At 69.5% G+C, this 21192-nt stretch carries 21 protein-coding genes; 8 read left to right on the forward strand and 13 right to left on the reverse strand.

All coding sequences use genetic code 11. From position 1 onward, the window contains the following. Positions 1 to 72: 72 nt before the first annotated feature. The 3 genes from NYO99_RS16930 to NYO99_RS16940 form a co-directional block, all read right to left on the reverse strand. Complete coding sequence (locus tag NYO99_RS16930; RefSeq protein WP_268168420.1) at positions 73 to 1518, reverse strand: methyl-accepting chemotaxis protein; 1446 nt, start codon at positions 1516 to 1518, stop codon at positions 73 to 75. A gap of 67 nt (positions 1519 to 1585) precedes the next feature. Further along, positions 1586 to 2659 (reverse strand): WD40/YVTN/BNR-like repeat-containing protein, encoded by a 1074-nt coding sequence (locus tag NYO99_RS16935; RefSeq protein ID WP_268168421.1) that lies wholly within the window; start codon positions 2657 to 2659, stop codon positions 1586 to 1588. 1 nt (position 2660) lies between these two features. Further along, a complete protein-coding gene (locus tag NYO99_RS16940) occupies positions 2661 to 2930 on the reverse strand; it encodes a MoaD/ThiS family protein (RefSeq protein WP_268168422.1) in 270 nt (89 codons plus the stop codon). Between the two features lie 86 nt (positions 2931 to 3016). Here NYO99_RS16940 and rarD point away from each other — a divergent pair, with 86 nt between their 5' ends. Further along, the gene (gene rarD / locus NYO99_RS16945) at positions 3017 to 3892 is read left to right on the forward strand and encodes an EamA family transporter RarD (protein WP_268168423.1); all 876 of its coding nucleotides are present in this window, start codon (positions 3017 to 3019) and stop codon (positions 3890 to 3892) included. Here rarD and ahpF read toward each other — a convergent pair. From ahpF to lysA, 7 genes are all read right to left on the reverse strand, one after another. Then, a complete protein-coding gene (gene ahpF / locus NYO99_RS16950) occupies positions 3889 to 5442 on the reverse strand; it encodes an alkyl hydroperoxide reductase subunit F (protein WP_268168424.1) in 1554 nt (517 codons plus the stop codon). The two genes, rarD and ahpF, sit on opposite strands and share 4 nt — an antisense overlap. Before the next feature lie 151 nt (positions 5443 to 5593). Further along, positions 5594 to 6157, reverse strand: coding sequence for an alkyl hydroperoxide reductase subunit C (gene ahpC / locus NYO99_RS16955; protein WP_268168425.1), 564 nt, complete (start codon positions 6155 to 6157; stop codon positions 5594 to 5596). A gap of 137 nt (positions 6158 to 6294) precedes the next feature. After that, the gene (locus NYO99_RS16960) at positions 6295 to 7425 is read right to left on the reverse strand and encodes an HD-GYP domain-containing protein (RefSeq protein WP_268168426.1); all 1131 of its coding nucleotides are present in this window, start codon (positions 7423 to 7425) and stop codon (positions 6295 to 6297) included. A 36-nt stretch (positions 7426 to 7461) separates the two neighbouring features. Next, positions 7462 to 8556, reverse strand: a complete 1095-nt coding sequence (locus tag NYO99_RS16965) for a DegT/DnrJ/EryC1/StrS family aminotransferase (RefSeq protein ID WP_268168427.1) — start codon at positions 8554 to 8556, stop codon at positions 7462 to 7464. After that, complete coding sequence (locus tag NYO99_RS16970; protein WP_268168428.1) at positions 8556 to 9137, reverse strand: acyltransferase; 582 nt, start codon at positions 9135 to 9137, stop codon at positions 8556 to 8558. The genes NYO99_RS16965 and NYO99_RS16970 overlap by 1 nt, the downstream gene beginning before the upstream one ends. Continuing rightward, the gene (locus NYO99_RS16975; RefSeq protein WP_422395513.1) at positions 9137 to 10207 is read right to left on the reverse strand and encodes a Gfo/Idh/MocA family protein; all 1071 of its coding nucleotides are present in this window, start codon (positions 10205 to 10207) and stop codon (positions 9137 to 9139) included. The genes NYO99_RS16970 and NYO99_RS16975 overlap by 1 nt, the downstream gene beginning before the upstream one ends. A gap of 57 nt (positions 10208 to 10264) precedes the next feature. Further along, on the reverse strand, positions 10265 to 11509 hold the full coding sequence (gene lysA / locus NYO99_RS16980; protein WP_268168429.1) for a diaminopimelate decarboxylase: 1245 nt from the start codon (positions 11507 to 11509) through the stop codon (positions 10265 to 10267). Between the two features lie 70 nt (positions 11510 to 11579). Between lysA and NYO99_RS16985 the strand changes: the two genes are divergently transcribed. Continuing rightward, on the forward strand, positions 11580 to 12461 hold the full coding sequence (locus NYO99_RS16985) for a LysR family transcriptional regulator (RefSeq protein WP_268168430.1): 882 nt from the start codon (positions 11580 to 11582) through the stop codon (positions 12459 to 12461). Between the two features lie 25 nt (positions 12462 to 12486). On the opposite strand, the gene dxs is transcribed toward NYO99_RS16985, so the two are convergent. The 3 genes from dxs to xseB are packed head-to-tail and all read right to left on the reverse strand — an operon-like array spanning position 12487 to position 15532. Continuing rightward, a complete protein-coding gene (gene dxs / locus NYO99_RS16990; RefSeq protein WP_268168431.1) occupies positions 12487 to 14379 on the reverse strand; it encodes a 1-deoxy-D-xylulose-5-phosphate synthase in 1893 nt (630 codons plus the stop codon). An 11-nt stretch (positions 14380 to 14390) separates the two neighbouring features. Further along, positions 14391 to 15278: a polyprenyl synthetase family protein gene (locus NYO99_RS16995; RefSeq protein ID WP_268168432.1), complete on the reverse strand. Its 888-nt coding sequence runs from the start codon at positions 15276 to 15278 to the stop codon at positions 14391 to 14393. Between the two features lie 2 nt (positions 15279 to 15280). After that, positions 15281 to 15532 carry an exodeoxyribonuclease VII small subunit gene (gene xseB, locus NYO99_RS17000; RefSeq protein ID WP_268168433.1) on the reverse strand — a complete coding sequence of 84 codons (252 nt, stop codon included), beginning with the start codon at positions 15530 to 15532 and terminating at the stop codon, positions 15281 to 15283. 232 nt (positions 15533 to 15764) lie between these two features. Between xseB and NYO99_RS17005 the strand changes: the two genes are divergently transcribed. The 6 genes from NYO99_RS17005 (at position 15765) to NYO99_RS17030 (ending at position 21171) form a co-directional block, all read left to right on the forward strand. After that, positions 15765 to 16889, forward strand: a complete 1125-nt coding sequence (locus NYO99_RS17005) for an aromatic ring-hydroxylating oxygenase subunit alpha (RefSeq protein WP_268168434.1) — start codon at positions 15765 to 15767, stop codon at positions 16887 to 16889. Between the two features lie 17 nt (positions 16890 to 16906). Continuing rightward, the gene (locus NYO99_RS17010; protein ID WP_268168632.1) at positions 16907 to 17791 is read left to right on the forward strand and encodes a DMT family transporter; all 885 of its coding nucleotides are present in this window, start codon (positions 16907 to 16909) and stop codon (positions 17789 to 17791) included. A 3-nt stretch (positions 17792 to 17794) separates the two neighbouring features. Continuing rightward, positions 17795 to 18607, forward strand: a complete 813-nt coding sequence (locus NYO99_RS17015) for a sulfurtransferase (protein WP_268168435.1) — start codon at positions 17795 to 17797, stop codon at positions 18605 to 18607. 69 nt (positions 18608 to 18676) lie between these two features. Continuing rightward, the gene (locus NYO99_RS17020) at positions 18677 to 19111 is read left to right on the forward strand and encodes a universal stress protein (protein ID WP_268168436.1); all 435 of its coding nucleotides are present in this window, start codon (positions 18677 to 18679) and stop codon (positions 19109 to 19111) included. A gap of 40 nt (positions 19112 to 19151) precedes the next feature. Next, positions 19152 to 19823: a response regulator transcription factor gene (locus NYO99_RS17025; RefSeq protein WP_268168437.1), complete on the forward strand. Its 672-nt coding sequence runs from the start codon at positions 19152 to 19154 to the stop codon at positions 19821 to 19823. Continuing rightward, positions 19816 to 21171 carry a sensor histidine kinase gene (locus NYO99_RS17030; protein ID WP_268168438.1) on the forward strand — a complete coding sequence of 452 codons (1356 nt, stop codon included), beginning with the start codon at positions 19816 to 19818 and terminating at the stop codon, positions 21169 to 21171. The genes NYO99_RS17025 and NYO99_RS17030 overlap by 8 nt, the downstream gene beginning before the upstream one ends. Positions 21172 to 21192 lie beyond the last annotated feature (21 nt).

Consider the following 21192-nt stretch of genomic DNA (forward strand, 5'->3'; position numbering starts at 1 on the left):
CCACGGGCCGCGCCGCCCGCGGCGCCGACAGCGCCGCGCGCCTGCCGAAAACCCTGAGCCGCCGGCCCCGACTCAGCCGGCGCGCGTGCTGAACACGCTGACCTCGTCGGCCAGCCGCTGCGCCTGGTCGCGCAGGCTCTCGGCCGCGGCGGCGGACTGCTCCACCAGCGCGGCGTTCTGCTGCGTGACCTGGTCCAGCTGGCCCACGGCCTGGTTGACGCGGCCGATGCCCTCGCTCTGCTCGGCGGCGGAGCGCGCAATGTCACCGATGAGCTGGGCCACCTGCTGGGCCGCGCCCTCGATCTCGCGCATGGCCGTGGCCGCCGACACCACCAGACCCGAGCCGGCCTGCACCTGCTCGGTGGACTGCGCGATCAGCCGCTTGATGTCGCGCGCGGCCTCGGCGCTGCGCTGGGCCAGCGCGCGCACCTCGGAGGCCACGACGGCAAAGCCCCGGCCTTCCTCGCCCGCCCGGGCCGCCTCGACGGCCGCGTTCAGCGCGAGGATATTGGTCTGGAAGGCGATGGAGTCGATGAGGCCGGTGATGTCGGCGATGCGGCCGGCGCTGGCGTCGATGGCCTGCATGGTGGTCTCCACCTGCTGCACGACGCCCGCGCCGCGCGAGGCCGAGCCGGCCGCGCCGCTGGCCAGTGCGTGGGCCTGGTTGGCGGAGTCGGCAGTCTGGCGCACAGCCACGGTCAACGAGTCCATGGACGAGGCGGTGGACTGCAGGCTGGCCGCCATCTTCTCGGTGCGCACCGACAGGTCCTGGTTGCCGGCGGCGATCTCGGCGCTGGCGCCGTCGATGCTCTTGGCCGCCGTCTGCACCTGGCGCACCACGCCGTGGATGCGGTCCACCGCATCGCGCAGCAGCCCGGCCGTGCCCTCGGCGCCGGTGATGTGGCCGGTGTCCAGGTTGATGCGCTCATGCGCGGTGAGGTGCTCCACCAGGCCCACCAGCGCCGACTGCTCGGCTGCGCGGCGGTACATCTGGCGCGCGATCAGGATCTCGAACACCGTCTGCCCCACCACGTAGCCCGCATGCACCATCACGCGCGAGAAGCCGGGCTCGGTCAGGCAGTACACGCCCAGGCCGGCGGCCTGCAGGCGGTCGAACAGCACATGGTGCACGGCGATGGCCGCCGCGCCGGTGACGATGGGCGCCCAGTGCCGGTAGGTCAGCAAAAAGGCCAGCGTGACGAACACGCCGAAGTGGAACTCCAGCATGCCGCGCGCGAGCTGGATCTGCAGCGCCACCATGCCCATGGCCGTGACGGCCATGGTGTGGGCGGACAGCGCCGTGCCGCCGGCCAGCAGGTGGGCCGCGAGCGCGCCGCCGGCCAGTACCAGGCTGCCCCCAAGGGCCAGGCCCAAGCCACCGAAATGCAGGCCCAGCGCCAGCGCGATCAGCACGTGCAGCGCCAGGCCCATCAGCATCAGTCGGTCGGCGTCGCGCCATGACGCCTGCCGCGCGCTCTCGCGCTCACCCTGCCCGCTCTGCCAGGTCTCGCTGCCCATGCCGGTCTCCTCATCGCGTTGTTGGGGAGACCATGCTAGAAGCGCCGGGGCCTGCCCGGCAAGTCGGTCAACCGAACTTGACGGCGTAGATGGGCGGCAGGTGGGCCGAGACGGTCTGCCAGCTGTCGCCGCCGTCGCCACTGGCCCACAGGCCGCCGGTGGTGGAGCCCATGATGAGCTGCTGGCCGCTGTCGTCCACGGCCAGGCCGTGGCGGTAGATCAGGTCGTAGCAATGCTGCTGCGGCAGGCCGTTGCGCAGCACGTCGAAGGTCTTGCCGCCATCACGCGTGCGGGTCACGCACAGTGCGGCGTCGACGGGGATGCGGCGCTCGTCCTTGATGGCCGGCGCGAACCAGGCCGTGCCCGGGTCCTGCGGATGCGCGGCCACGGCGAAGCCGAAGCTGGACGGCTGGGCCTGCAGCTCGTCCCACGTCGCGCCGTTGTCGGTGGAGCGGAAGATGCCGCAGTGATGCTGGCACCACAGCACATCGGGCGCGGCGCGGCAGCGGGCAATGAGGTGGGGGTCCTGCGAGTTCTCGTCGCCGGCCAGCTCGGGCGGCATGAAGTCGGCGCGCATGCCCTTGGCGCGCAGCGCCCAGCTGGCGCCGCCGTCAGTCGTGCGCCACGCGCCGCCGCAGGACACGCCGATCAGCAGCTCCTGCGGCTGCGTGGGATGCGGGCAGATGGAGTGCAGCGCCGGGTTGGGGTTGCCGCCGCCCATCCACTCGGTGCGGCGCGGGTCGCGCCACAGCGCTTCGGCCAGCTGCCAGGACTCGCCCCGGTCATGGCTGACGAACAGCCCGCCCGGCACGCTGCCGCACCAGATGGCGTCGCCCGCGCGCTCCAGCGCGAACACTTGCTCCAGCTTCCAGGCCGGGCCCTCGGCGCCATCGGGCTGCGGCGGGAAGCTGGGCGCCGCCACCTCGCGCCAGGTCTGGCCGGCGTCGTCGCTGGCCTGCAGCTTGGCGCCGAAGTGGCCGAGGTTGAGCCCGGCCAGCATGTGGCCCGAGGCGTCGGGCGTCAGCAGCATGGTGACCGGGTCGGCGGTGAAGCTCAGCCGCTCGATCTGCCATTGGCCGTTGCGGCGGCGCAGTTCGAACAGGCCTTTGCGGGTCGCGGCCCAGGCGCGATCAGTTGCCATCTCAACCTCCAGAGAGTGCTTGCAGAACATGAACCCGGCTGTCGGGGCCGAGGGGGTCGGTCAGGCCGCGCAGGTCGCGCGCACGCCGGCCGTCGATGAAGACGACCACGTTGGGCCGCAGGTGGCCCTGGTCGTCCAGGATGTAGCCACGCAGGCGGGGATTGATCGCGAACGCGGCCGCCAGGCCGTCGCCCAGCTGCGTGGCGGCGGTGTCGAGCACGGGCGTCTCGACGAAGCGATGCAGTTGCGGCGTGAATTCGATGCGGGCCATGGGGTGACGACGAACGGGACCGGCCCGATTCGACGGCGACACCCCGGTGACGGCACCGGGGATTACCCGCAACGAGAATGCCGGCGATGAATGCTGGTGTTCTCTATGCCCTCGGCGCCTACCTGAGCTGGGGGCTGTTTCCGCTGTACTTCCGCCAGATCGCCGCCATCCCGGCGCTGCAGATCGTGGCGCACCGGACGCTGTGGTCGCTGGCCTTCGTGGCCGGGGTGCTGCTGCTGAGCGGCCACCTGCGCTGGCTGCGCGAGGTGCCTGCCGCCACCTGGCGGCGCTTCACGGTCTCGGCGCTGCTGATCGCCGTGAACTGGCTGACCTATGTGTGGGCGGTGGGCCATGGCCACGTCATCGACGCCAGCCTGGGCTACTTCATCAACCCGCTGGTCAACGTGGCGCTGGGCTTTGCGGTGCTGCACGAACGGCCGCGCCCGGTGCAGTGGCTGGCCGTGGGCCTGGCGGCGTTCGGCGTGCTGTGGCTGACGGTGGCGGCCGGCCGGTTGCCGTGGATCGCGCTGGTGCTGGCGGTCAGCTTCGGCCTCTACGGCCTGATGCGCAAGACCGCGGCGCTGGGCGCCATCGAGGGCCTGGCGCTGGAGACGCTGATCCTTGCGCCCCTGGCCCTGGCCGGGCTGGCCTTCTGGGCGCAGGCCGGCGCTCTGGCCGGACAGACCGCGGTGGACTGGGCCTGGCTGATCGGCACCGGGCCGGTGACGGCCGGGGCGCTGCTGCTGTTTGCGGCCGGCGCGCGCCGCATTCCGCTGGCCACGCTGGGCATCGTGCAATACGTGTCGCCGACGCTGCAGTTCCTGCTGGGCGTGTTCCTGTTCCAGGAAGCGATGGACGCGACGCGGCTGGTCGCGTTCGGCTTCATCTGGGCGGCGCTGGCGGTCTACAGCGCGGAAGGCCTGTGGCAGGCCCGCCGCGCGGGAGTCGCCCGGCCGGCTTAGCTGCGCATCAGGTGATCGAAGGCGCCCAGGGCCGCCTTCGCACCGTCGCCGGCCGCGATGATGATCTGCTTGAAGGGCACGGTCGTCACGTCGCCAGCCGCGAACACGCCGGGCACCGAGGTCGCGCCCTTGGCGTCCACGATGATCTCGCCGTGCTTGCTCAGCTCCACCGTGCCGCGCAGCCACTCGGTGTTGGGCACCAGGCCGATCTGCACGAAGCAGCCGTCCACCTCCACGCGCCGGGCCTCGCCGCTGACACGGTCGGTGTAGTTCAGGCCGTTGAGCTTGCCGCCAGCGCCGGTGAACTCGGTCGTTTGCGCGTTCTTGAGGATGGTGACGTTGGGCAGGCTTTCCAGCTTCTTCACCAGCACCGCGTCGGCGCGCAGCTGGTCACCGTACTCGATCAGCGTCACGTGCTTGACGATGCCGGCCAGGTCGATGGCCGCCTCCACGCCCGAGTTGCCGCCGCCGATGACGGCCACCGGCTTGCCCTTGAACAGCGGACCGTCGCAGTGCGGGCAGTAGGCCACGCCCTTGTTCTTGTACTCGGCCTCGCCGGGCACGCCCACGTTGCGCCAGCGCGCGCCGGTGGACAGGATGACGGTCTTGCCCTTGAGCGTGGCGCCGTTGGCCAGCTGCACCTGGATCAGGCCGCCGGGTTCGGTGGCCGGGATGAGCTTCTCGGCGCGCTGCAGGTTGTGGATGTCGACCTGGTAGTCCTTGACGTGGCCCTCCAGCGCGGCAGCGAACTTGGGGCCGTCGGTCATGGACACGGAGATGTAGTTCTCGATGCCCAGCGTGTCGTTCACCTGGCCGCCGAAACGCTCGGCCGCCACGCCGGTGCGGATGCCCTTGCGCGCCGCGTACACGGCGGCCGCCGCGCCGGCCGGGCCACCGCCGACGATCAGCATGTCGTAGGGTGCCTCGGCGTCCAGCTTCTTGGCGTCGCGGGCGGCGGCGCCGGTGTCGAGCTTGGCGACGATCTCCTCCAGGCTCATGCGGCCCGACGCGAAGGGCTGACCGTTCAGCCACACGGCCGGCACGGCCATGATGTCGCGGCCCTCGACCTCGCGCTGGTACAGGCCGCCGTCGATGACGGTGGTGCGCACGCGCGGGTTGACGATGGCCATCAGCGACAGCGCCTGCACCACGTCCGGGCAGTTGTGGCAGGTCAGGCTCATGTAGATCTCGAAGTCGTAGTCGCCATCCAGCGCCTTAACGGCATCGATCTGGGCGGGCTCGACCTTGGGCGGGTGGCCGCCGGTCCACAGCAGGGCCAGCACCAGCGACGTGAACTCATGGCCCAACGGAATGGCCGCGAAACGCAGGCTCTGCTCGGTGCCGGTGCGGCGCAGCAGGAAGGACGGCGTGCGTGCGTCCGTGCCGTCGGTGCGCAGCGTGATCTTGTCGCACATGCCGGCGATCTCGCTCAGCAACTCGCGCATCTCGGCGCTGCTGGCCGAGTCGTCCAGCGAGGCAACGATCTCGAAGGGGAGCTTGACGTGATCCAGGTAGCCCTGGAGCTGGGTCTTGAGGGCGGCGTCCAACATGGTGAGGTCCTTTCAGTGAGGCGTGGCGAGTCCGGCCACTGCTGAAAGGGTCCCCGCACCGAAGCGGCTGGAGGCCCTTTCAGCAGAACCTGTGAGGCTCTGCGGAGGGAAGGAGCCCTCCCGGGCTCCTTGCAAGCGGCATGCGCGTGACTTAGATCTTGCCGACCAGGTCCAGCGACGGGGCGATGGTCTTGGCGCCTTCCTTCCACTTGGCCGGGCAGACCTGGCCGGGGTTGGCGGCGGTGTACTGGGCAGCCTTCAGCTTGCGCAGGGTTTCCGACACGTCACGGGCGATCTCGTTGGAGTGGATTTCGGCCGTCTTGATCACGCCTTCCGGGTTGATCACGAAGGTGCCGCGCAGCGACAGGCCTTCTTCGGGGATGTGCACGCCGAAGGCGTTGGTCAGCGTGTGGGTCGGGTCGCCCACCAGCGGGAACTTGGCCTTGCCGACGGCCGGCGAGGTCTCGTGCCACACCTTGTGCGAGAAGTGCGTGTCGGTCGTGACGATGTAGACCTCGGCGCCCAGCTTCTGGAACTCGGCGTAGCTGTCGGCCGCGTCTTCGACTTCGGTCGGGCAGTTGAAGGTGAAGGCGGCCGGCATGAAGATCAGCACGGACCACTTGCCCTTCAGCGTCTCGTCGCTGACGGTGATGAACTTGCCGTTGTGGAAGGCTTCGGTCTTGAAGGGCTGGACTTGGGTGTTGATCAGGGACATGAAACGCTCCGTGGGGGCGGGTTGATGGGATAGACGGAACTATAGATAAAACCTGTTTTCGGTTGAAAACATTTATCAAATGACCGTTATTGGCGCTGCCTATGGCGCGGCGTCGGCCGGGCCGCAGCGCGCCGTGTTCAGGCCTCGTAGCGCCGGTCGTAGAGCTGGTGCGGGCTGAGCTTCACGCGCAGCGCCTGGGCCGTCGCCAGGCCCACCACGGCGTACTCGGGGCTGGCGGTGTCGCGGCGGACGGGGGTGCCCAGCGCGTCGCCGTGCCGGTTCATGACCACGCTGACCAGCGGTGCCGTGCCCGCGGTGCCGCGCCGCACCGCCACGCCCAGCTCGCCGCTGGCCAGCTTGACCAGCGTGCCGGGCGGGTACATGCCCAGTTCCTTGATCAGCAGCGCCGCCATCGCATGCCCGCCCGCCCCGGTGTAGAGCGCCTTGGCGGCTTGCGGCGCCGACAGGCCGGCACGCCCGCCACGGCTGGCAAGCTTGGCCAGAAAGATGTCCACCAGGCGCAGCAACTGGGCCGCCTCGATTGGCGCGGCCATGCCCTGCGGATAGCCGCCACCGCCCGGCACCTCGTGGTGCTGGGCCACCGCCTGCAACCACTCGGCGTCGTCCAGACCCGCCGCTTGCAGCAAGGCCAGCGCCTCATCCGGATGGCGGGCAATCGCCGCCCGCTGCGGCGGCAACAAGCGCCCGCCCCGTGACGCGAGGCGACCTTGCAGATCGATGATGGACAGGTTCATCGTCAGGGCCGCCCCGACGAGGCTGCGCTGCCGCTGCGACGGCCATCCCAGGCGACGCGACAGCAGCGCGCACAGGGCCGCGCTGTGCAGCAGGTGCGCCAGCCCATAGACCTCGTGACGGCTGTGATCGTGCTGGATCACCACGTACAGCAACTGGTCTGCAAAGCGCTCGGCCCAGGCGCACAGCTGGGCGGCGCATTCGCGCACGCGCGGCAGGAACAGCGGCTCCTGCGGGGCCCGCAGCAGGACGGTCAAACGCGTCTGCAGGGCTTCCCAGCGGGCAAAGAAGTCCTCGCCCCCGCTGCCATCGTCATTGCCGCGGCGGGTTGCGTCTTTGAGCTCGTCCAGGTCGACGAAGACGCCCCGGTTCAGCAGCGCCTCGCGCATCTGCTCGTTCGGCACGACCTGACCCTTGGCGAGCAAGAGCTTGCCCTCGGCGTCTCGCACACCAAATGGCAGCGGTTCCGCAGCCTTGATGTGGCCGCCCACCTGCTGAATTGGCACCAGTTTCATGACCGGATGATGAGGCCATCCGGCGCTAACGCCCCCTCAGAGGGCCGCGGCCAGCGCGCTGACGACGCGGTCCTGCTGCTCGTCCGTGAGGTCTGCACTCATCGGCAGGCTCATCACGCGCTGTGCAGCCAGCACGCTATGCGGGCAGGCCTGTGCGTCGGCATAGCGCGCATAGGCCGGCTGGTGATGCAGCGGCCGGGGGTAGTGCACCGCGGTCGGGATGCCGGCTTGCTTGAGGCGGGCCTGCACGGCCTCGCGCTCGTCGACAAAGACGGTGTACTGCGCCCAGACGCAATCCCGGTCGCCCCGGACAGCCAGCAGTTGCAGGCCCGGCACAGCGGCCTTCAGCTTGCGCGCGTAGGCGTCGCCCAGCGCCAGGCGACGCTCGATCTCCCAACCGAAGCGGTCCAGCTTGCCCAGCACGACGGCACACTGCAGCGTGTCCATGCGCCCACCCACGCCCACGCGGGTGTGCAGGTAGCGCTGGCTCTGGCCGTGGGTGCGGATCTCGCGGCAGGCCTGGGCCAAGCGGTCGTCGCTCGTGAAGATGGCGCCGCCGTCGCCATAGCAGCCCAGCGGCTTGCTGGGGAAGAAGCTGGTGCAGCCGAAGGTGGAGAGGTTGCAGCTCTTCTTCGACTGGTAGGTCGCACCGAAGCTCTGCGCGGCGTCTTCGATGACGGCGAGGCCGTGCTTGTCGGCAATCGCGTTGATGGCGTTGATGTCCGCCACCTGGCCGTACAGGCTGACCGGCATGATGGCTTTCGTGCGCGGCGTGATCGCCGCCTCGATCAAGGTCGCGTCGATATTGGCCGTGTCCGGCTCGATGTCGACGAACACCGGCACGCCGCCGGCCAGCACGATCATCTCGGCCGTCGCCGCGAACGTGAACGGGCTGGTGATGACCTCGTCGCCGGGTTGCAGGTCCAGCGCCATCAGGCAGATCAGCAGCGCCTCGGTGCCGCTGGCCACGCTGATGCAGTGCTTGGCGCCGGTGTAGGCAACAAGGGCCGCTTCCATCTCCTTGACCTCGGGGCCCAGGATGTACTGGCCGTGGTCCAGCACCGCCTGCATGCGGGCATTGATGTTGTCGCGCAGCGCTGCGTACTGGCTCTTGAGGTCGATGAAGTCCATCAGATCAATGTCAAGGTTTGGCCGGTCAGGCGGTAACGGTCGCCCGTGTGCGGGCAGGTGGCTTCGAGGGGCTCGGCACTCTTCACGGGCAGGGCCAGCTTCTCGCCGAAGCGGCTCATCCAGCCGATCTGCTTGGCCGGCACGCCCACCATCAAGGCGAAGTCCGGCACGTCGCGGTTGATGACAGCGCCGGCGCCGACGAAGGCATAGCGGCCGATGGTCGTGCCGCAGACGATGGTGCTGTTGGCGCCCAGCGTTGCGCCCTGCATCACGCGTGTGCGGCGGTACTCGTCCTTGCGCGTGACGGCCGAGCGCGGGTTGTAGACGTTGGTGAACACCATGCTGGGGCCGCAGAACACGTCGTCCTCCAGCGTGACGGCGTCATAGACGGACACGTTGTTCTGGATCTTGACGTTGTTGCCGATGAGCACGTCGCTGCCAACGTACACGTTCTGGCCAAACGAGCACCTGGCGCCGATGCGCGCGCCGGCCGAGATGTGGACGAAATGCCAGACCCGGCAGTCGTCACCGAGCTGGGCGCCGTCGTCGACGATGGCGCTGGGGTGGACGGTTGTCGCCATCAGTAGTTCAAAGGCAGGTTGACCCGCTTGCCGTCGCGCGCACTCATGTACATCGCAATCAGCAGCTCCAGCGACTTGAGGCCCTCGCGCCCATCGGTCTCTGCCTGGGCCTCGCCACGCAGCGTCTTGATGACGTTGTCGTAGTACAGCGGATGGCCAAAGCCGTAGACCGACGTGGTCTGGTAGCTCGCGTCGGCGATCTGCGCGTCCATCTCGTGCGGCGTGTCGAACTGCCAGTGCGTGATCTCGTTGACGGCCACGCCGCCAATGCGCACCGAGCCCTTCTCGCCCAGCACGGTGATGGAGCCTTCCAGGTTCTTGGGGTAGGTCAGCATGCTGACGTTGACGGTGCCCATCGCGCCGTTGCGCCACTTCAGCGCCGCCACGCCGCTGTCCTCCACCTCGATGTTGCGCGCCAGCGTGCCGGTGTAGGCCATGACGCTCTCCACCGGGCCCACGATCCAGTCCAGCAGGTCGATGTAGTGGCTGGCCTGGTTCATGAACGCGCCGCCGTCGAACTCCCAGGTGCCGCGCCAGTCGGCGCTGTCGTAGTAGGCCTGGGGGCGTGTCCAGAACACATTGACGGCCACGTTGTAGAGCCGGCCGAAGCGGCCCTCGGCCACGGCGCGCTTGAGCAGCTGCAGCGTCGAGTTGCGGCGGTTCTGCTTGACGACGAACAGGCGCACGCCCGCGTCGTCGCAGGCCTTGACCATGGCCAGGCCGTCCTGCCAGCGCGTGGCCATGGGCTTCTCGGTCATCACGTGGACGCCGGCCGCCGCCGCCTCGATGGCCTGGCGCGGGTGCAGGCCCGACGGCGTCGTCAGCACCACGCAGTCGGCCTGCAACTCGCCTTGGGCGGCCAGCAACTCGGTCAGCGCCGCGAAACCACGCGCACCACTGCGCGTCACAGCAGCGGCCAGCGCCGCAGGATCGGAGTCGCAGACGGCCACCAGCTCGGCGCGCTCGGCATGGCGCTCGATGGCCTGGAGATGGTTCTGCGCGATACGGCCGCAGCCGATCAGCGCGAAGCGGACCTTGCGGCCCTGGACGGGCGGGCGTGACAGATGCATGAGCGGTTCAAGCGGAACGAAGGCCGCATTGTCCCGCCTTCGGCGCCGTGCCAGCCCTCAGAGCTCCAGCGCCAGCAGCTCTTCGACGGTCTGGCGGCGGCGGATCAGCCGGGCAGCCTCGCCGTCCACCAGCACCTCCGCAGCCAGCGGCCGGCTGTTGTAGTTGCTGGACATCGAGGCGCCGTAGGCCCCCGCGTCGTGGATGACGAGCAGGTCGCCCACCTGCGCATCGGGCAGCGCACGCGTCAGCACCTCACCGCCCGGTCCTTGAGTGAACACGTCGCCCGATTCGCACAGCGGGCCCGCAACCACGGACTCGCGCACCGGCCGCGCCACGCCGTCCGCCGGCAGCAGCGTCATCGCGTGGAAGCTGCCGTACATCGCGGGCCGCATCAGCTCGTTGAAACCGGCGTCCACCAGCACAAAGCGGTTGGCACCAGCGTTCTTGACCGCCCTCACCTCGGCCAGCAACACGGCGCTTTCAGCGACGAGGTAGCGACCGGGCTCCAGCTCCAGCGTCAGCTTGTGGCCCACCAGCGCCTCGGCCTCGCGGCGCGACGCGTCCCACAGGCCGAAGTAGTGGTCCACATCAATACCCGCATCGCCCTCGCGATAGGGAATGGACAGGCCACCGCCCGCCGAGATCGCATGCAGGTCGTGGCCGGCGTCGACGGTCTGCTGGACGAGCCCCACCATGGCCTGGCCGACCTGGGCCAGGTGGCCATAGTCCACACCCGAGCCAATGTGCATGTGCAGGCCCACGAGCTTGAGGCCGTGCTGGCGAACGGCGGCCAGCGCCTCGGGCAGGTCGGCGTGCCAGATGCCGTGCTTGCTGTGTTCGCCGCCGGTGTTGGTCTTGTGGCTGTGGCCGTGGCCGAAGCCGGGGTTGATGCGCAGCCAGACGGGGTGCCCTGCAGACGCTGCCCCGAGCTGGTGAAGCATGTCGATGGAGCCGGCGTTGACCGGGATGCGGTGCTCGACAACGGTGGCGAGCGTCGCGTGGTCCAGCAGGTCGGCCGTGAAGACGATCTCGTCGCCACCGGGTTGGTAGCCCGCCGCGAGCGCGCGCAGCACCTCGCCGCGGGACACCGAGTCCACCTTGACGCCGGCCTCGCGCAGCAGCTTCAGCACGTGGATGTTGGAGCAGGCCTTCTGCGCGAAGCGGACGACATCAAAGCGCTTCAGCGACGCGGCGCGGGCGCGGATGGTGGCGGCGTCGTAGACCCACAGCGGCGTGCCGTGCTCGGCGGCCAGGGCTTGCAGGCGGGCGGGGGTCAGGGCGGCAGGCAGGGGCTTGGTCATACCTCGCAGCATGCCGGCGCCGACCCATTCAATCAAATTGCAAGTTGTCGTTGGACAATCCATTCCTGATATGGATATCCAGCACCGCCACATCGAAGTGTTCCGCGCCGTGATGACCGCCGGCAGCGTCACAGGCGCTGCGGCGCTGCTGCACACCTCGCAGCCGACACTGAGTCGCGACCTGGCGCGGCTGGAGCAGCTGCTGGGCTACGCCCTCTTCGAACGCGAGCGCGGGCGGCTCAAGGCGACGGCCCGGGCGCGGGCGCTGTTCGACGAGGTAGAGCGCAGCTTCCAGGGCTTGGGCCGCGTCATCGAACGCGCGCAAGCGCTGGGGCGGGACGAAGGCGCGGAGCTGTCCGTGCTGTGCCTGCCGGCGCTCAGCCATGCACTGCTGCCCACCGCCCTGGCCGCCCTGCTGGCAACGCACCCACAGGTGCGTGTCGACATCACGCCGGCCGAACCGCCGTTGCTGGACGCCTGGATGAGCGAGCAGCGCTTCGACCTGGGTCTGGCCGAACAGGCCACGCCGCTGCCCGGCGTGCGCGTGGAGCCGGTGCTGGAGGCCGACGAGGTGGCGGTGCTGCCCGTCGATCACCCGCTGGCGTCCCGCGCGCGCTTGCAGCTCAGCGACTTCGCCGCCCTGCCCTTCATCAGCTTCGCCAGCGACGACCCCTACCGGCGCGAGATCGATGCGCGCTTTACCGCCGCCGGTGTGCAGCGCCAGCTGCGGGTGCAGACCCACAGCGCCGTGGCGGTGTGCGAGCTGGTGCGCGCCGGGCTGGGACTGGCCATCGTCAACCCGCTGACTGCAGCCGCCTGTGCGGGCGATGGGCTGGCGGTGCGGCCGCTGGCGGTGTCGATTCCTTATCGCGTGTCGGCGCTGCTGCCCGTGCACCGGCCGGCGCAACCCTTGGTCGAGGCCCTGCTGCGCCACCTGCGCGCGCGGGCTTGACTGGCGGCGACCAGCCGGCCGGACGTCACCCGGCGGAGGCGCGCACGACCTGCGGCTTACCGCCGAAGCGCTTGACGATGCTGGCCTCGATGCCGGCCGCGTCCAGCCCGCACAGGCTCATCAGCTTGGCCGGGTCGCCATGCTCGACAAACTCGTCCGGCAGGCCCAGTTGCAGCACCGGGATGGAGATGCCGGCAGCGTTGAGCGCCTCGGTCACCGCACTGCCCGCACCGCCCATCAGGCAGCCGTCCTCGACGGTGACGAGGGCGTCATGCGTGCGCGCCAGTTCGGCGACGAGCTCGGCATCCAGCGGCTTCACGAAGCGCATGTTGGCGACCGTCGCGTCCAGGCGCTCCGCCGCTTCCAGCGCGGGATAGAGCAAGGTACCGAAGGCCAGCATGGCGATGCGCTGACCTTGGCGACGGACTTCACCCTTGCCCCAGGCCTGGGCCGTCATCTGCTTGACCGGCACCACGCCGGCACCGGCGCCGCGCGGGTAGCGCACCGTCACCGGGCCGTTGTGCAGGAAACCGGTGTACAGCGCCTGGCGGCATTCGTCCTCATCGGCCGGCGTCAGCACGGCCATGTTGGGAATGCAGCGCGTGTAGGCGATGTCGTAGTTGCCGGCATGCGTCGCGCCGTCGGCGCCCACCAGGCCGGCACGGTCCAGCGCAAACAGCACCGGCAGGTTCTGGATGGCCACGTCGTGGACCATCTGGTCGTAGGCGCGCTGCAGGAAGGTCGAGTAGATCGCGACGACCGGCTTGATGCCTTCGCAGGCCAGGCCCGCGGCGAAGGTCACCGAGTGCTGCTCGGCGATGCCCACGTCGTGATAGCGCTGCGGGAAGCGCTTGTGGAACTCCACCATGCCCGAGCCCTCGCGCATGGCCGGCGTGATGCCCACCAGTCGCGGGTCGGCCTCGGCCATGTCGCACAGCCAGTCGCCGAACACCTGCGTGAACGTTGTCTTGGGCGGCGTGGCCGGCTTGACGAAGCCCACGGCGGGGTCGAACTTGCCCGAGGCGGCGTGGTACTTGACCGGGTCGGCCTCGGCCAGCTTGTAGCCCGCGCCCTTCTTCGTGACGATGTGCAGGAACTGCGGGCCGCGCTTGTCGCGCAGGTTCTCCAGCGTCGGGATCAGCGCGTCCAGGTCATGGCCGTCGATGGGGCCGACGTAGTTGAAGCCGAACTCCTCGAAGATGGTGCCGGGCACGACCATGCCCTTGGTGTGCTCCTCGAACTTGCGCGCGAACTCGTACAGCGGCGTGTTCTTCAGCACGCTCTTGGCACCCTCGCGAGCCGCCGCGTAGAAGCTGCCGCTCATCAGGCGGGCCAGGTACTTGTTCAGCGCGCCGACCGGCGGGCTGATCGACATGTCGTTGTCGTTCAGGATGACGAGCACGTCGCCCATCAGGCCGCCATGCGCCACGCCGGCGTTGTTCAGTGCCTCGAAGGCCATGCCGGCCGTCATCGAGCCGTCGCCGATGATGGCCACGGCCTTGCGGTCCTCGCCCTTGAGCTTGGCCGCCATGGCCATGCCGTGGGCGGCGGAGATGCTGGTGGACGAATGGCCAGTGCCGAAGGTGTCGTACTCGCTCTCGTCGCGGCGCGGAAAGCCACTGATGCCGCCCAACTGGCGCAGCGAGCCCATGCGGTCGCGGCGGCCGGTCAGCACCTTGTGCGGATAGGTCTGGTGGCCCACGTCCCACACCAGCCGGTCTTCCGGCGTGTTGAAGACGTAGTGCAGCGCCACCGTCAGCTCGACGGTGCCCAGGTTGGAGCCCAGGTGGCCGCCGGTCTTGGAGACGCTCTCCAGCACATAGGCGCGCAACTCGTCGGCGACCTTCTTGAGGTCGGTGCGCGGCAGCCGGCGCAGGTCGGCCGGGCTGTTGATGCCGTTCAGCAGCGTGTAGTCCATCGCAAACCCTCTCAGTTCACGCGTTCGACGACCGAGTCGGCCAGCAGGCTGAGGTGGCTGACATCAGCCAGGCCGCTGGCGGCCAGCGCCGCCTTGGCCTCAGCACGCAACTGCTGGGCCAGCGCCCGGGCCGGCTCCAGGCCCAGCACGCTGACATAGGTGGGCTTGTTGGCGTCCTGATCCTTGCCGGCGGTCTTGCCGAGCACGGCGGAGTCCTGCGTCACATCCAGGATGTCGTCGACGACCTGGAAAGCCAGGCCCAGCGCGGCGCCGTAGTCCGACAGCGACTGGGTCGCCAGTGCCGACGCCGGCCCGCAGGCCGCACCCATCATGACGCTGGCCTGCAGCAGCACGCCGGTCTTGCGGCGGTGCATGTCGCGCAGCGTGCATTCGTCCAGCTGCTTGCCGATGCTGGCCAGGTCGATGGCCTGGCCGCCGGCCATGCCGTCGTAGCCCGACGAGCGGGCCAGCAGCGCGCACAGCCGCGCCTGCAGCGCCGGCGCGATGCCGTCATCGGGCGTCAGCACATCGAAGGCCAGCGCCTGCATCGCGTCGCCGGCCAGCATGGCCTGGGCTTCGCCGAAAGCCACGTGCGTGGTCGGCTTGCCGCGGCGCAGCACATCGTTGTCCATGCAGGGCATGTCGTCATGCACCAGCGAGTAAGCGTGGATCAGCTCGACCGCACAGGCTGCGCGCATCGCCGCGAAGCGGTCGCCGTTGACGGCCGCGCAGCTGGCCAGCACCAGCAGCGGGCGCAGCCGCTTGCCGCCGCCCAGCACGGCATAGCGCATCGCATCGCCCAGGCCCGCGGGCGCTCGGGCAGGCACGAGCTCATCCAGCGCCGCCTCGACAGCGCCCAGCGACTGGTCCACCCAGCGGCCGAAGTCTTTTGCTTCCATGTTCAGGAGCCCTCCCAGGCCTTCAGCTCGTTGCCGTCCAGCAGCTTCACCTGCTGCTCCACGGCCTGCAGTCGGCCACGGCACAGGGCCAGCAGTTCGGCGCCACGCTTGTAGGCCTGCAAAAGCTGATCCAGCGGGAGCTGCTGGCCCTCCATCGCCGCCACCAAGCGTTCCAGCTCGTCGAGCGCCTGCTCGTAGCTGGTTTCGGTGCCGTCTGTCGCGGCGGACTTGGTGCGGGAAGAGGGCTTTGTCATTTCAAAACGCGAAACGGCAATTGTAGTCAGCGGGTTTTGACATTCCCCCACGGCGGAAGGCCCGCTGTCGTGGACAGCCGACGGCCTGGGTAGAATCCCGACCCTTCTTTCCGCGGCCGCGCGCGTGCGCGATCCGCAGCCCCATCCACCACAGCAACCTGGCCGACTCGGCATGCCGAGATGCGCCGGAGGGACGCAGCACCCCTACCCGCCTGAAAGACCCGCCTGGATCATGTCCGACCTGAGCCTCCCTGTCTCGGCGCTACAACGCAGCCAGACCCAGCTCCCGGTGAGCGCCTATTTCGATCCCGATCTGTTCCAGCGCGAACAGGCCAGCATCTTTCAGCGAGGGCCCCGCTATGTCGGCCATGCACTGGCCGTCCCCGAAATCGGCGACCACTATGCGTTGCCGCAGGAGGGGGAAGGCCGGGCGCTGGTGCGCTCCGCCCAAGGCATCGAGCTGATCTCCAACGTCTGCCGGCATCGCCAGGCGGTGATGTTGAAGGGGCGCGGCAACACGAAGTCCAACATCGTCTGCCCGCTGCACCGCTGGACATATTCACATCAGGGCGAGCTGATCGGCGCGCCGCACTTCGACCACGACCCCTGCCTGAACCTGAACAATTACAAGCTGCGGGAGTGGAACGGCCTGCTGTTCGAGGACAACGGCCATGACGTCGCCGCCGAGCTGGCCCAGCTCGGGCCGCGTGCACAGCTGGACTTCTCCGGCTTCGTGCTCGACAAGGTGCAGGTTCACGAGTGCAACTACAACTGGAAGACCTTCATCGAGGTCTACCTGGAGGACTACCACGTCGGCCCCTTCCACCCCGGCCTGAGCGGCTTCGTCACCTGCGACGACCTGGCCTGGGAGTTCGGCAAGCACCACTCGGTGCAGACGGTCGGCGTGCACCAAGGGCTGGAGCGACCCGGCTCGCCGGTCTACCAGCGCTGGCACGACCAGCTCATGAAGTACCGCGAAGGCCGGCCGCCCGAGGCCGGCGCCATCTGGCTGACTTACTACCCGCACATCATGGTGGAGTGGTATCCGCATGTGCTGGTGGTGTCCACGCTGCATCCGCAAGGCCCGCAGAAGACGATCAACCTCGTCGAGTTCTACTACCCCGAGGAGATCGCGGCCTTCGAGCGCGACTTCGTCGAGGCCCACCAGGCCGCTTACATGGAAACCTGCGTGGAGGACGACGAGATCGCCGAGCGCATGGATGCCGGCCGCAAGGCGCTGCTGATGCGCGGCGACAACGAGATGGGCCCCTACCAGAGCCCGATGGAAGACGGTATGCAGCACTTCCATGAATGGTTCCGCCAGCAGATGGGCATGAACGAAGGTACCGGCGCCTGATGCCCGCCCCGGTGCTCATGGTCCTGGCGACCTTCCTGTTCGCCACCATGGGCGTCTGCGTCAAGCTGGCCAGCGAGCTCTACGCGGCCAGCGAGATCGTCATGTACCGCGGCCTGGTGGGCATGGTGATGATGGCCGTGCTGGTGCGCCAGCAAGGCCTCAGCCTGGCCACCCGGGTGCCTGGCATGCACCTGTGGCGCAGCATCTCCGGCGTCACCTCGCTGTGCCTGTGGTTCTATGCCATCGGCAAGCTCCCGCTGGCCACGGCGATGACGCTGAACTACATGTCCTCGGTCTGGATGGCGCTGTTCCTGCTCGGCGGCGCTGTGCTGATGGGCGCGCAGAAGCTGGACTGGCGGCTGATGGCCGCCGTGCTGCTGGGCTTCGTCGGCGTCGCGCTCATCCTGCGTCCCACGCTGGACCAGCAGCAGCTGTGGCACGGCCTCGCGGGCCTGCTGTCCGGCATGATCGCCGCGATGGCCTACCTGCAGGTCACCGCACTCGGCCGGGCCGGCGAGCCCGAGCTGCGCGTCGTCTTCTACTTCTCCGCCGGCGGCTGCGTCGCCGGCGCCGTCATCACCGGCATCACCGAAGGCGGCCTGCAAACCCACACGCTGCGCGGCGCCGCGCTGCTGCTGGCCGTGGGCCTGCTGGCCACGACGGCCCAGGTCTGCCTGACCCGCGCCTACGCCATCGGCCGCCCGCTGGTGAACGCCTGCCTGCAGTACCTGGGCATCGTGTTCTCCTTCGGCTACGGCATGCTGCTGTTCAAGGACCCGCTGACCTGGCTGGCGGCCCTGGGCATGCTGCTCATCATCGGCGCCGGCATCGCGGCCACCTTGCTGCGCGCCCGTGCCGCGCCGCCGCCCAAGGATAGCCAGTTCAACCCCAACGAGTCCTGACCCATGGCCTACACGACGCTGATCTCCGCCGCCGAACTGCGCGCGCTGCACGACCCGCTCGTCCTGGATTGCAGCTTCGACCTTGCCGACACGGGCGCCGGCGAGCGCGCCTACGCGGCCGGCCACATCCCCGGCGCGTTCTACCTGCACCTGGACCGCGATCTCGCCGGCCCCACCACCGACGCAGACGGCCGATTCCACGGCCGCCACCCGCTGCCGGCACGCGACACCTTTGCCAGCCTGATGCGCAGCCTGGGCCTGCGCGCAGGCCGCCAGGTCGTTGCGTACGACCGGCAGGGCGGCATGTACGCCGCCCGCGCCTGGTGGATGCTGCAATGGCTGGGCCATGCCGAGGTGGCCGTGCTGGACGGCGCCTGGGACGGCGACATGACGACCGCGCTGCCGGCCGCCGCGCCCAGCACCTGGCAGCCCGGCGCGCCGCTGGTGCAACAGATCAGCGCCGAGGCGCTGCTGACGCAGCTGGGGCGCGTGCGCCTCATCGACGCCCGCGCCGGGGAGCGCTTCCGCGGCGAGGTCGAACCGCTGGACAAGGCTGCCGGCCACATCCCCGGCGCCGCCAACCGTTTCTTCAAGGACAACCTCGGCGCCGACGGCCGCTTCAAGCCCGCCGCGCAGTTGCGCACCGAGCTGCAGGCCTTGGCCACCGGCAGCGTCGTGCACCAGTGCGGCTCCGGCGTGACGGCCTGCCACAACCTGCTCGCCATGGCCCATGCCGGCCTGGGGCTGGGCGTGCTCTACGCCGGCTCGTGGAGCGAGTGGTCCGCCGACCCCGCGCGCCCGATCGCCAAGGGTTGATCTCCGACAAGCGCATGACACAGGCATGCGCCACACTGGGGTTCTCCGCAACGACGACAGGAGGACTGCATGTTCAAGCGCATCCTTGTTCCCACCGATGGCTCTGACATCACCACCCACGCGGTGGACATGGCCATCCAGCTCGCCAAGCTGCACGGCGCGCAGCTGCTGACGCTCAGCGTCATGGACCCCTTCCCCTACAGCGCGGTCTCGGAGATCCAGCCCGTGCCGCCGCAGGAGTTCATTGACGCGCAGCAGCGCCTGGCCAGCAAGCGCGTGGAAGACGTGTGCGCCGCGGCTGCGGCCGAGGGCCTGGCCTGCCAGGGCCACACGGTGGAAGCCGTCCACGCCTGGGAGGCCATCGTCGACCACGCCAAGGATCAATCCGTCGACCTCATCGTCATGGCCTCGCATGGCCGCAAGGGCTTTGCGGCGCTGCTGATGGGCAGCGAGGCGCAGAAGGTGCTCACCCACGTCGACCTGCCGGTGCTCATCGTCAAGTGATCTTTGGCCGGCCTTGAGGTCGGCTGGACACAATGCCAGCATGCACCTGCTGCTGATCGAGGATGACCTGGACTTGGGGCGCAGCCTGCAGGCCGCGCTGCGCCAGCAGGGCATCAGCTGCGAATGGCTGCGCCGCACCCACGATGCGCCCGCGCAGCTGGCCGACGTGGCGGCCGATTGCGTGCTGCTGGACCTGAACCTGCCCGACGGCTACGGCCTGGACTTGCTGGCCCGCTGGCGCCGCGCCGACGCCGCCACACCTATCGTCATCATCACCGCGCGCACCGCGCTGGAGGACAGGCTGGCAGGCCTGGACGGCGGCGCCGATGACGTGGTGCTCAAGCCGTTTGTGATGCCGGAACTGGTGTCGCGCATCCACGCCGTCGTGCGCCGCAGCGCACGGCAGGCGCAAGACACCTGGAAGCTGGGGGATCTCAGCATCACGCCCCGCGCGCGCACGGCTCAGCTTGCCGGCGCGCCGCTACCGCTGACGCGGCGCGAGTTCCAGCTGCTGATGGAGTTGGCCCGCGAGCCGGGCAGCGTGGTGCCCAAGAGCCGCATCGCCCAGCGCCTCGCGCCGCTGGATGAGCCCCTGGACAACGCCACGCTGGAGATGCACATCAGCAACCTGCGCAAGAAGCTGGGGGCAGAGCGCATCCGCACGGTGCGCGGCATTGGCTACCAGCTGCTGACCCAGGCAAGCGATGCCTGAGCACGCGGGCGGCGTCAGCGCGTGGTTGCGGCCGCTGTGGCGGCCCACGCTGCTGCGACGCATCGTCAGCGCGCTGCTGCTGGCCTTTGCGCTGACCGGCGTGCTGCTGCTCGGGCTGAACTTCCTGGAGTTCAAGCGCGAGATGGCCGAGCGGCCCGGCGCACTGGCGGTGGTGCAGGCGCTAGCCGCGTCGCTGGCCGGGCAACCCGACGCGCGCGATGCCCGGCTCATCGTGCAAGCGCGTGCCGAGGAGCTGAACCACCTGCGCCGCCAAAGCGGCCTCGCGCTCGGTGACGTTGAGCTGGGCATCAGCGACGCCCAGGGCCACGCGGTCTACCAAACCCCGGGGCTGAACCGCGTGCAGGCGCACAGCCACTGGATCACGCGCGCACAGTCTGGGCCATGGCAGCTGACGCTGGCCGAACCGCGGCTCGCCGACCGCCAAGTGCTCGCCTGGCTGGGCGCCGACCTGCTGCCCTCGCTGTTGGTGGCACTCCCGCTCGTGCTGCTGCCGGTCTGGATTGCGACCCACGGCGGCATGCGCCCGCTGGTGCAACTGGCCAACCGCATCGCACGCCGCGATGCGCAAGACCTGGCGCCGCTGGACTTCCAGCCACGACATGACGAACTGCGCACGCTGGTGACCGCCTTCGACGCCTTGCTGGCACGCCTGCGCGCGCAACTGCGACGCGAGCGCGCCTTCGTGCAAGACGCAGCGCATGAGTTGCGCACACCGCTGGCCGTTGTGGCCACGCAAGCCCACCTGCTGGCTCACGCCGTGGACGACGCCAGCCGCCAAGAAGCGGCGGCGGCCCTGCAGGCCGCAGTGCAACGCAGCGACCAGCTGAGCCGCCAACTGCTGACCTTGGCGACGCTGGAAGACGGCAAGCATGCCGGCAGCCAAACGCTGGACCTCGCCGCGCTTGTGCAAGAGGCGCTGGCCACCGCAGCGGACGAGGCCTTGGCGCGCGGCCTGGAACTGTCCCTCGACGCGCCGGCCAGCCTGCCCGCGACGCTGCACCGCGAGGCCTTCGAGTCCGTCCTGACCAACCTCGTCAACAACGCGCTGCTGTACGTGCCACGGGGCGGGCACATCGTCGTCACGCTCGCTCACCGCGGCGACCGCATTCGCCTCGATGTGGCGGACGACGGCCCAGGCATCCCACGCGAGCAACGCGAGATGGCCTTCGACCGCTTCTGGCGCGGCGAGGCCGCGCGCGACGTGCGCGGCACCGGCCTGGGCCTGGCCATCGTGGCCCAGGCCTGCCGCCGCCTGGGTGGCCAGGTGCGACTGGGCGATGGCCTGCAAGGGCGCGGCCTGGGCGTGACCGTGGAGCTGCCCACCTGATCTTTGGCTGCGCTTGGGGTG

The organism is Roseateles hydrophilus (assembly GCF_026712245.1).
GTDB lineage: Bacteria > Pseudomonadota > Gammaproteobacteria > Burkholderiales > Burkholderiaceae_C > Pelomonas > Pelomonas hydrophilus.

Excerpts from the sequence above, each read along its gene's own strand:
- NYO99_RS16930 (WP_268168420.1), bottom strand. The coding sequence starts at position 1,518 with ATGGGCAGCGAGACCTGGCAGAGCGGGCAGGGTGAGCGCGAGAGCGCG.
- NYO99_RS16935 (WP_268168421.1), bottom strand. The coding sequence starts at position 2,659 with ATGGCAACTGATCGCGCCTGGGCCGCGACCCGCAAAGGCCTGTTCGAA.
- NYO99_RS16940 (WP_268168422.1), bottom strand. The coding sequence starts at position 2,930 with ATGGCCCGCATCGAATTCACGCCGCAACTGCATCGCTTCGTCGAGACG.
- rarD (WP_268168423.1), top strand. The coding sequence starts at position 3,017 with ATGAATGCTGGTGTTCTCTATGCCCTCGGCGCCTACCTGAGCTGGGGG.
- ahpF (WP_268168424.1), bottom strand. The coding sequence starts at position 5,442 with ATGTTGGACGCCGCCCTCAAGACCCAGCTCCAGGGCTACCTGGATCAC.
- ahpC (WP_268168425.1), bottom strand. The coding sequence starts at position 6,157 with ATGTCCCTGATCAACACCCAAGTCCAGCCCTTCAAGACCGAAGCCTTC.
- NYO99_RS16960 (WP_268168426.1), bottom strand. The coding sequence starts at position 7,425 with ATGAAACTGGTGCCAATTCAGCAGGTGGGCGGCCACATCAAGGCTGCG.
- NYO99_RS16965 (WP_268168427.1), bottom strand. The coding sequence starts at position 8,556 with ATGGACTTCATCGACCTCAAGAGCCAGTACGCAGCGCTGCGCGACAAC.
- NYO99_RS16970 (WP_268168428.1), bottom strand. The coding sequence starts at position 9,137 with ATGGCGACAACCGTCCACCCCAGCGCCATCGTCGACGACGGCGCCCAG.
- NYO99_RS16975 (WP_422395513.1), bottom strand. The coding sequence starts at position 10,207 with ATGCATCTGTCACGCCCGCCCGTCCAGGGCCGCAAGGTCCGCTTCGCG.
- lysA (WP_268168429.1), bottom strand. The coding sequence starts at position 11,509 with ATGACCAAGCCCCTGCCTGCCGCCCTGACCCCCGCCCGCCTGCAAGCC.
- NYO99_RS16985 (WP_268168430.1), top strand. The coding sequence starts at position 11,580 with ATGGATATCCAGCACCGCCACATCGAAGTGTTCCGCGCCGTGATGACC.
- dxs (WP_268168431.1), bottom strand. The coding sequence starts at position 14,379 with ATGGACTACACGCTGCTGAACGGCATCAACAGCCCGGCCGACCTGCGC.
- NYO99_RS16995 (WP_268168432.1), bottom strand. The coding sequence starts at position 15,278 with ATGGAAGCAAAAGACTTCGGCCGCTGGGTGGACCAGTCGCTGGGCGCT.
- xseB (WP_268168433.1), bottom strand. The coding sequence starts at position 15,532 with ATGACAAAGCCCTCTTCCCGCACCAAGTCCGCCGCGACAGACGGCACC.
- NYO99_RS17005 (WP_268168434.1), top strand. The coding sequence starts at position 15,765 with ATGTCCGACCTGAGCCTCCCTGTCTCGGCGCTACAACGCAGCCAGACC.
- NYO99_RS17010 (WP_268168632.1), top strand. The coding sequence starts at position 16,907 with ATGGTCCTGGCGACCTTCCTGTTCGCCACCATGGGCGTCTGCGTCAAG.
- NYO99_RS17015 (WP_268168435.1), top strand. The coding sequence starts at position 17,795 with ATGGCCTACACGACGCTGATCTCCGCCGCCGAACTGCGCGCGCTGCAC.
- NYO99_RS17020 (WP_268168436.1), top strand. The coding sequence starts at position 18,677 with ATGTTCAAGCGCATCCTTGTTCCCACCGATGGCTCTGACATCACCACC.
- NYO99_RS17025 (WP_268168437.1), top strand. The coding sequence starts at position 19,152 with ATGCACCTGCTGCTGATCGAGGATGACCTGGACTTGGGGCGCAGCCTG.
- NYO99_RS17030 (WP_268168438.1), top strand. The coding sequence starts at position 19,816 with ATGCCTGAGCACGCGGGCGGCGTCAGCGCGTGGTTGCGGCCGCTGTGG.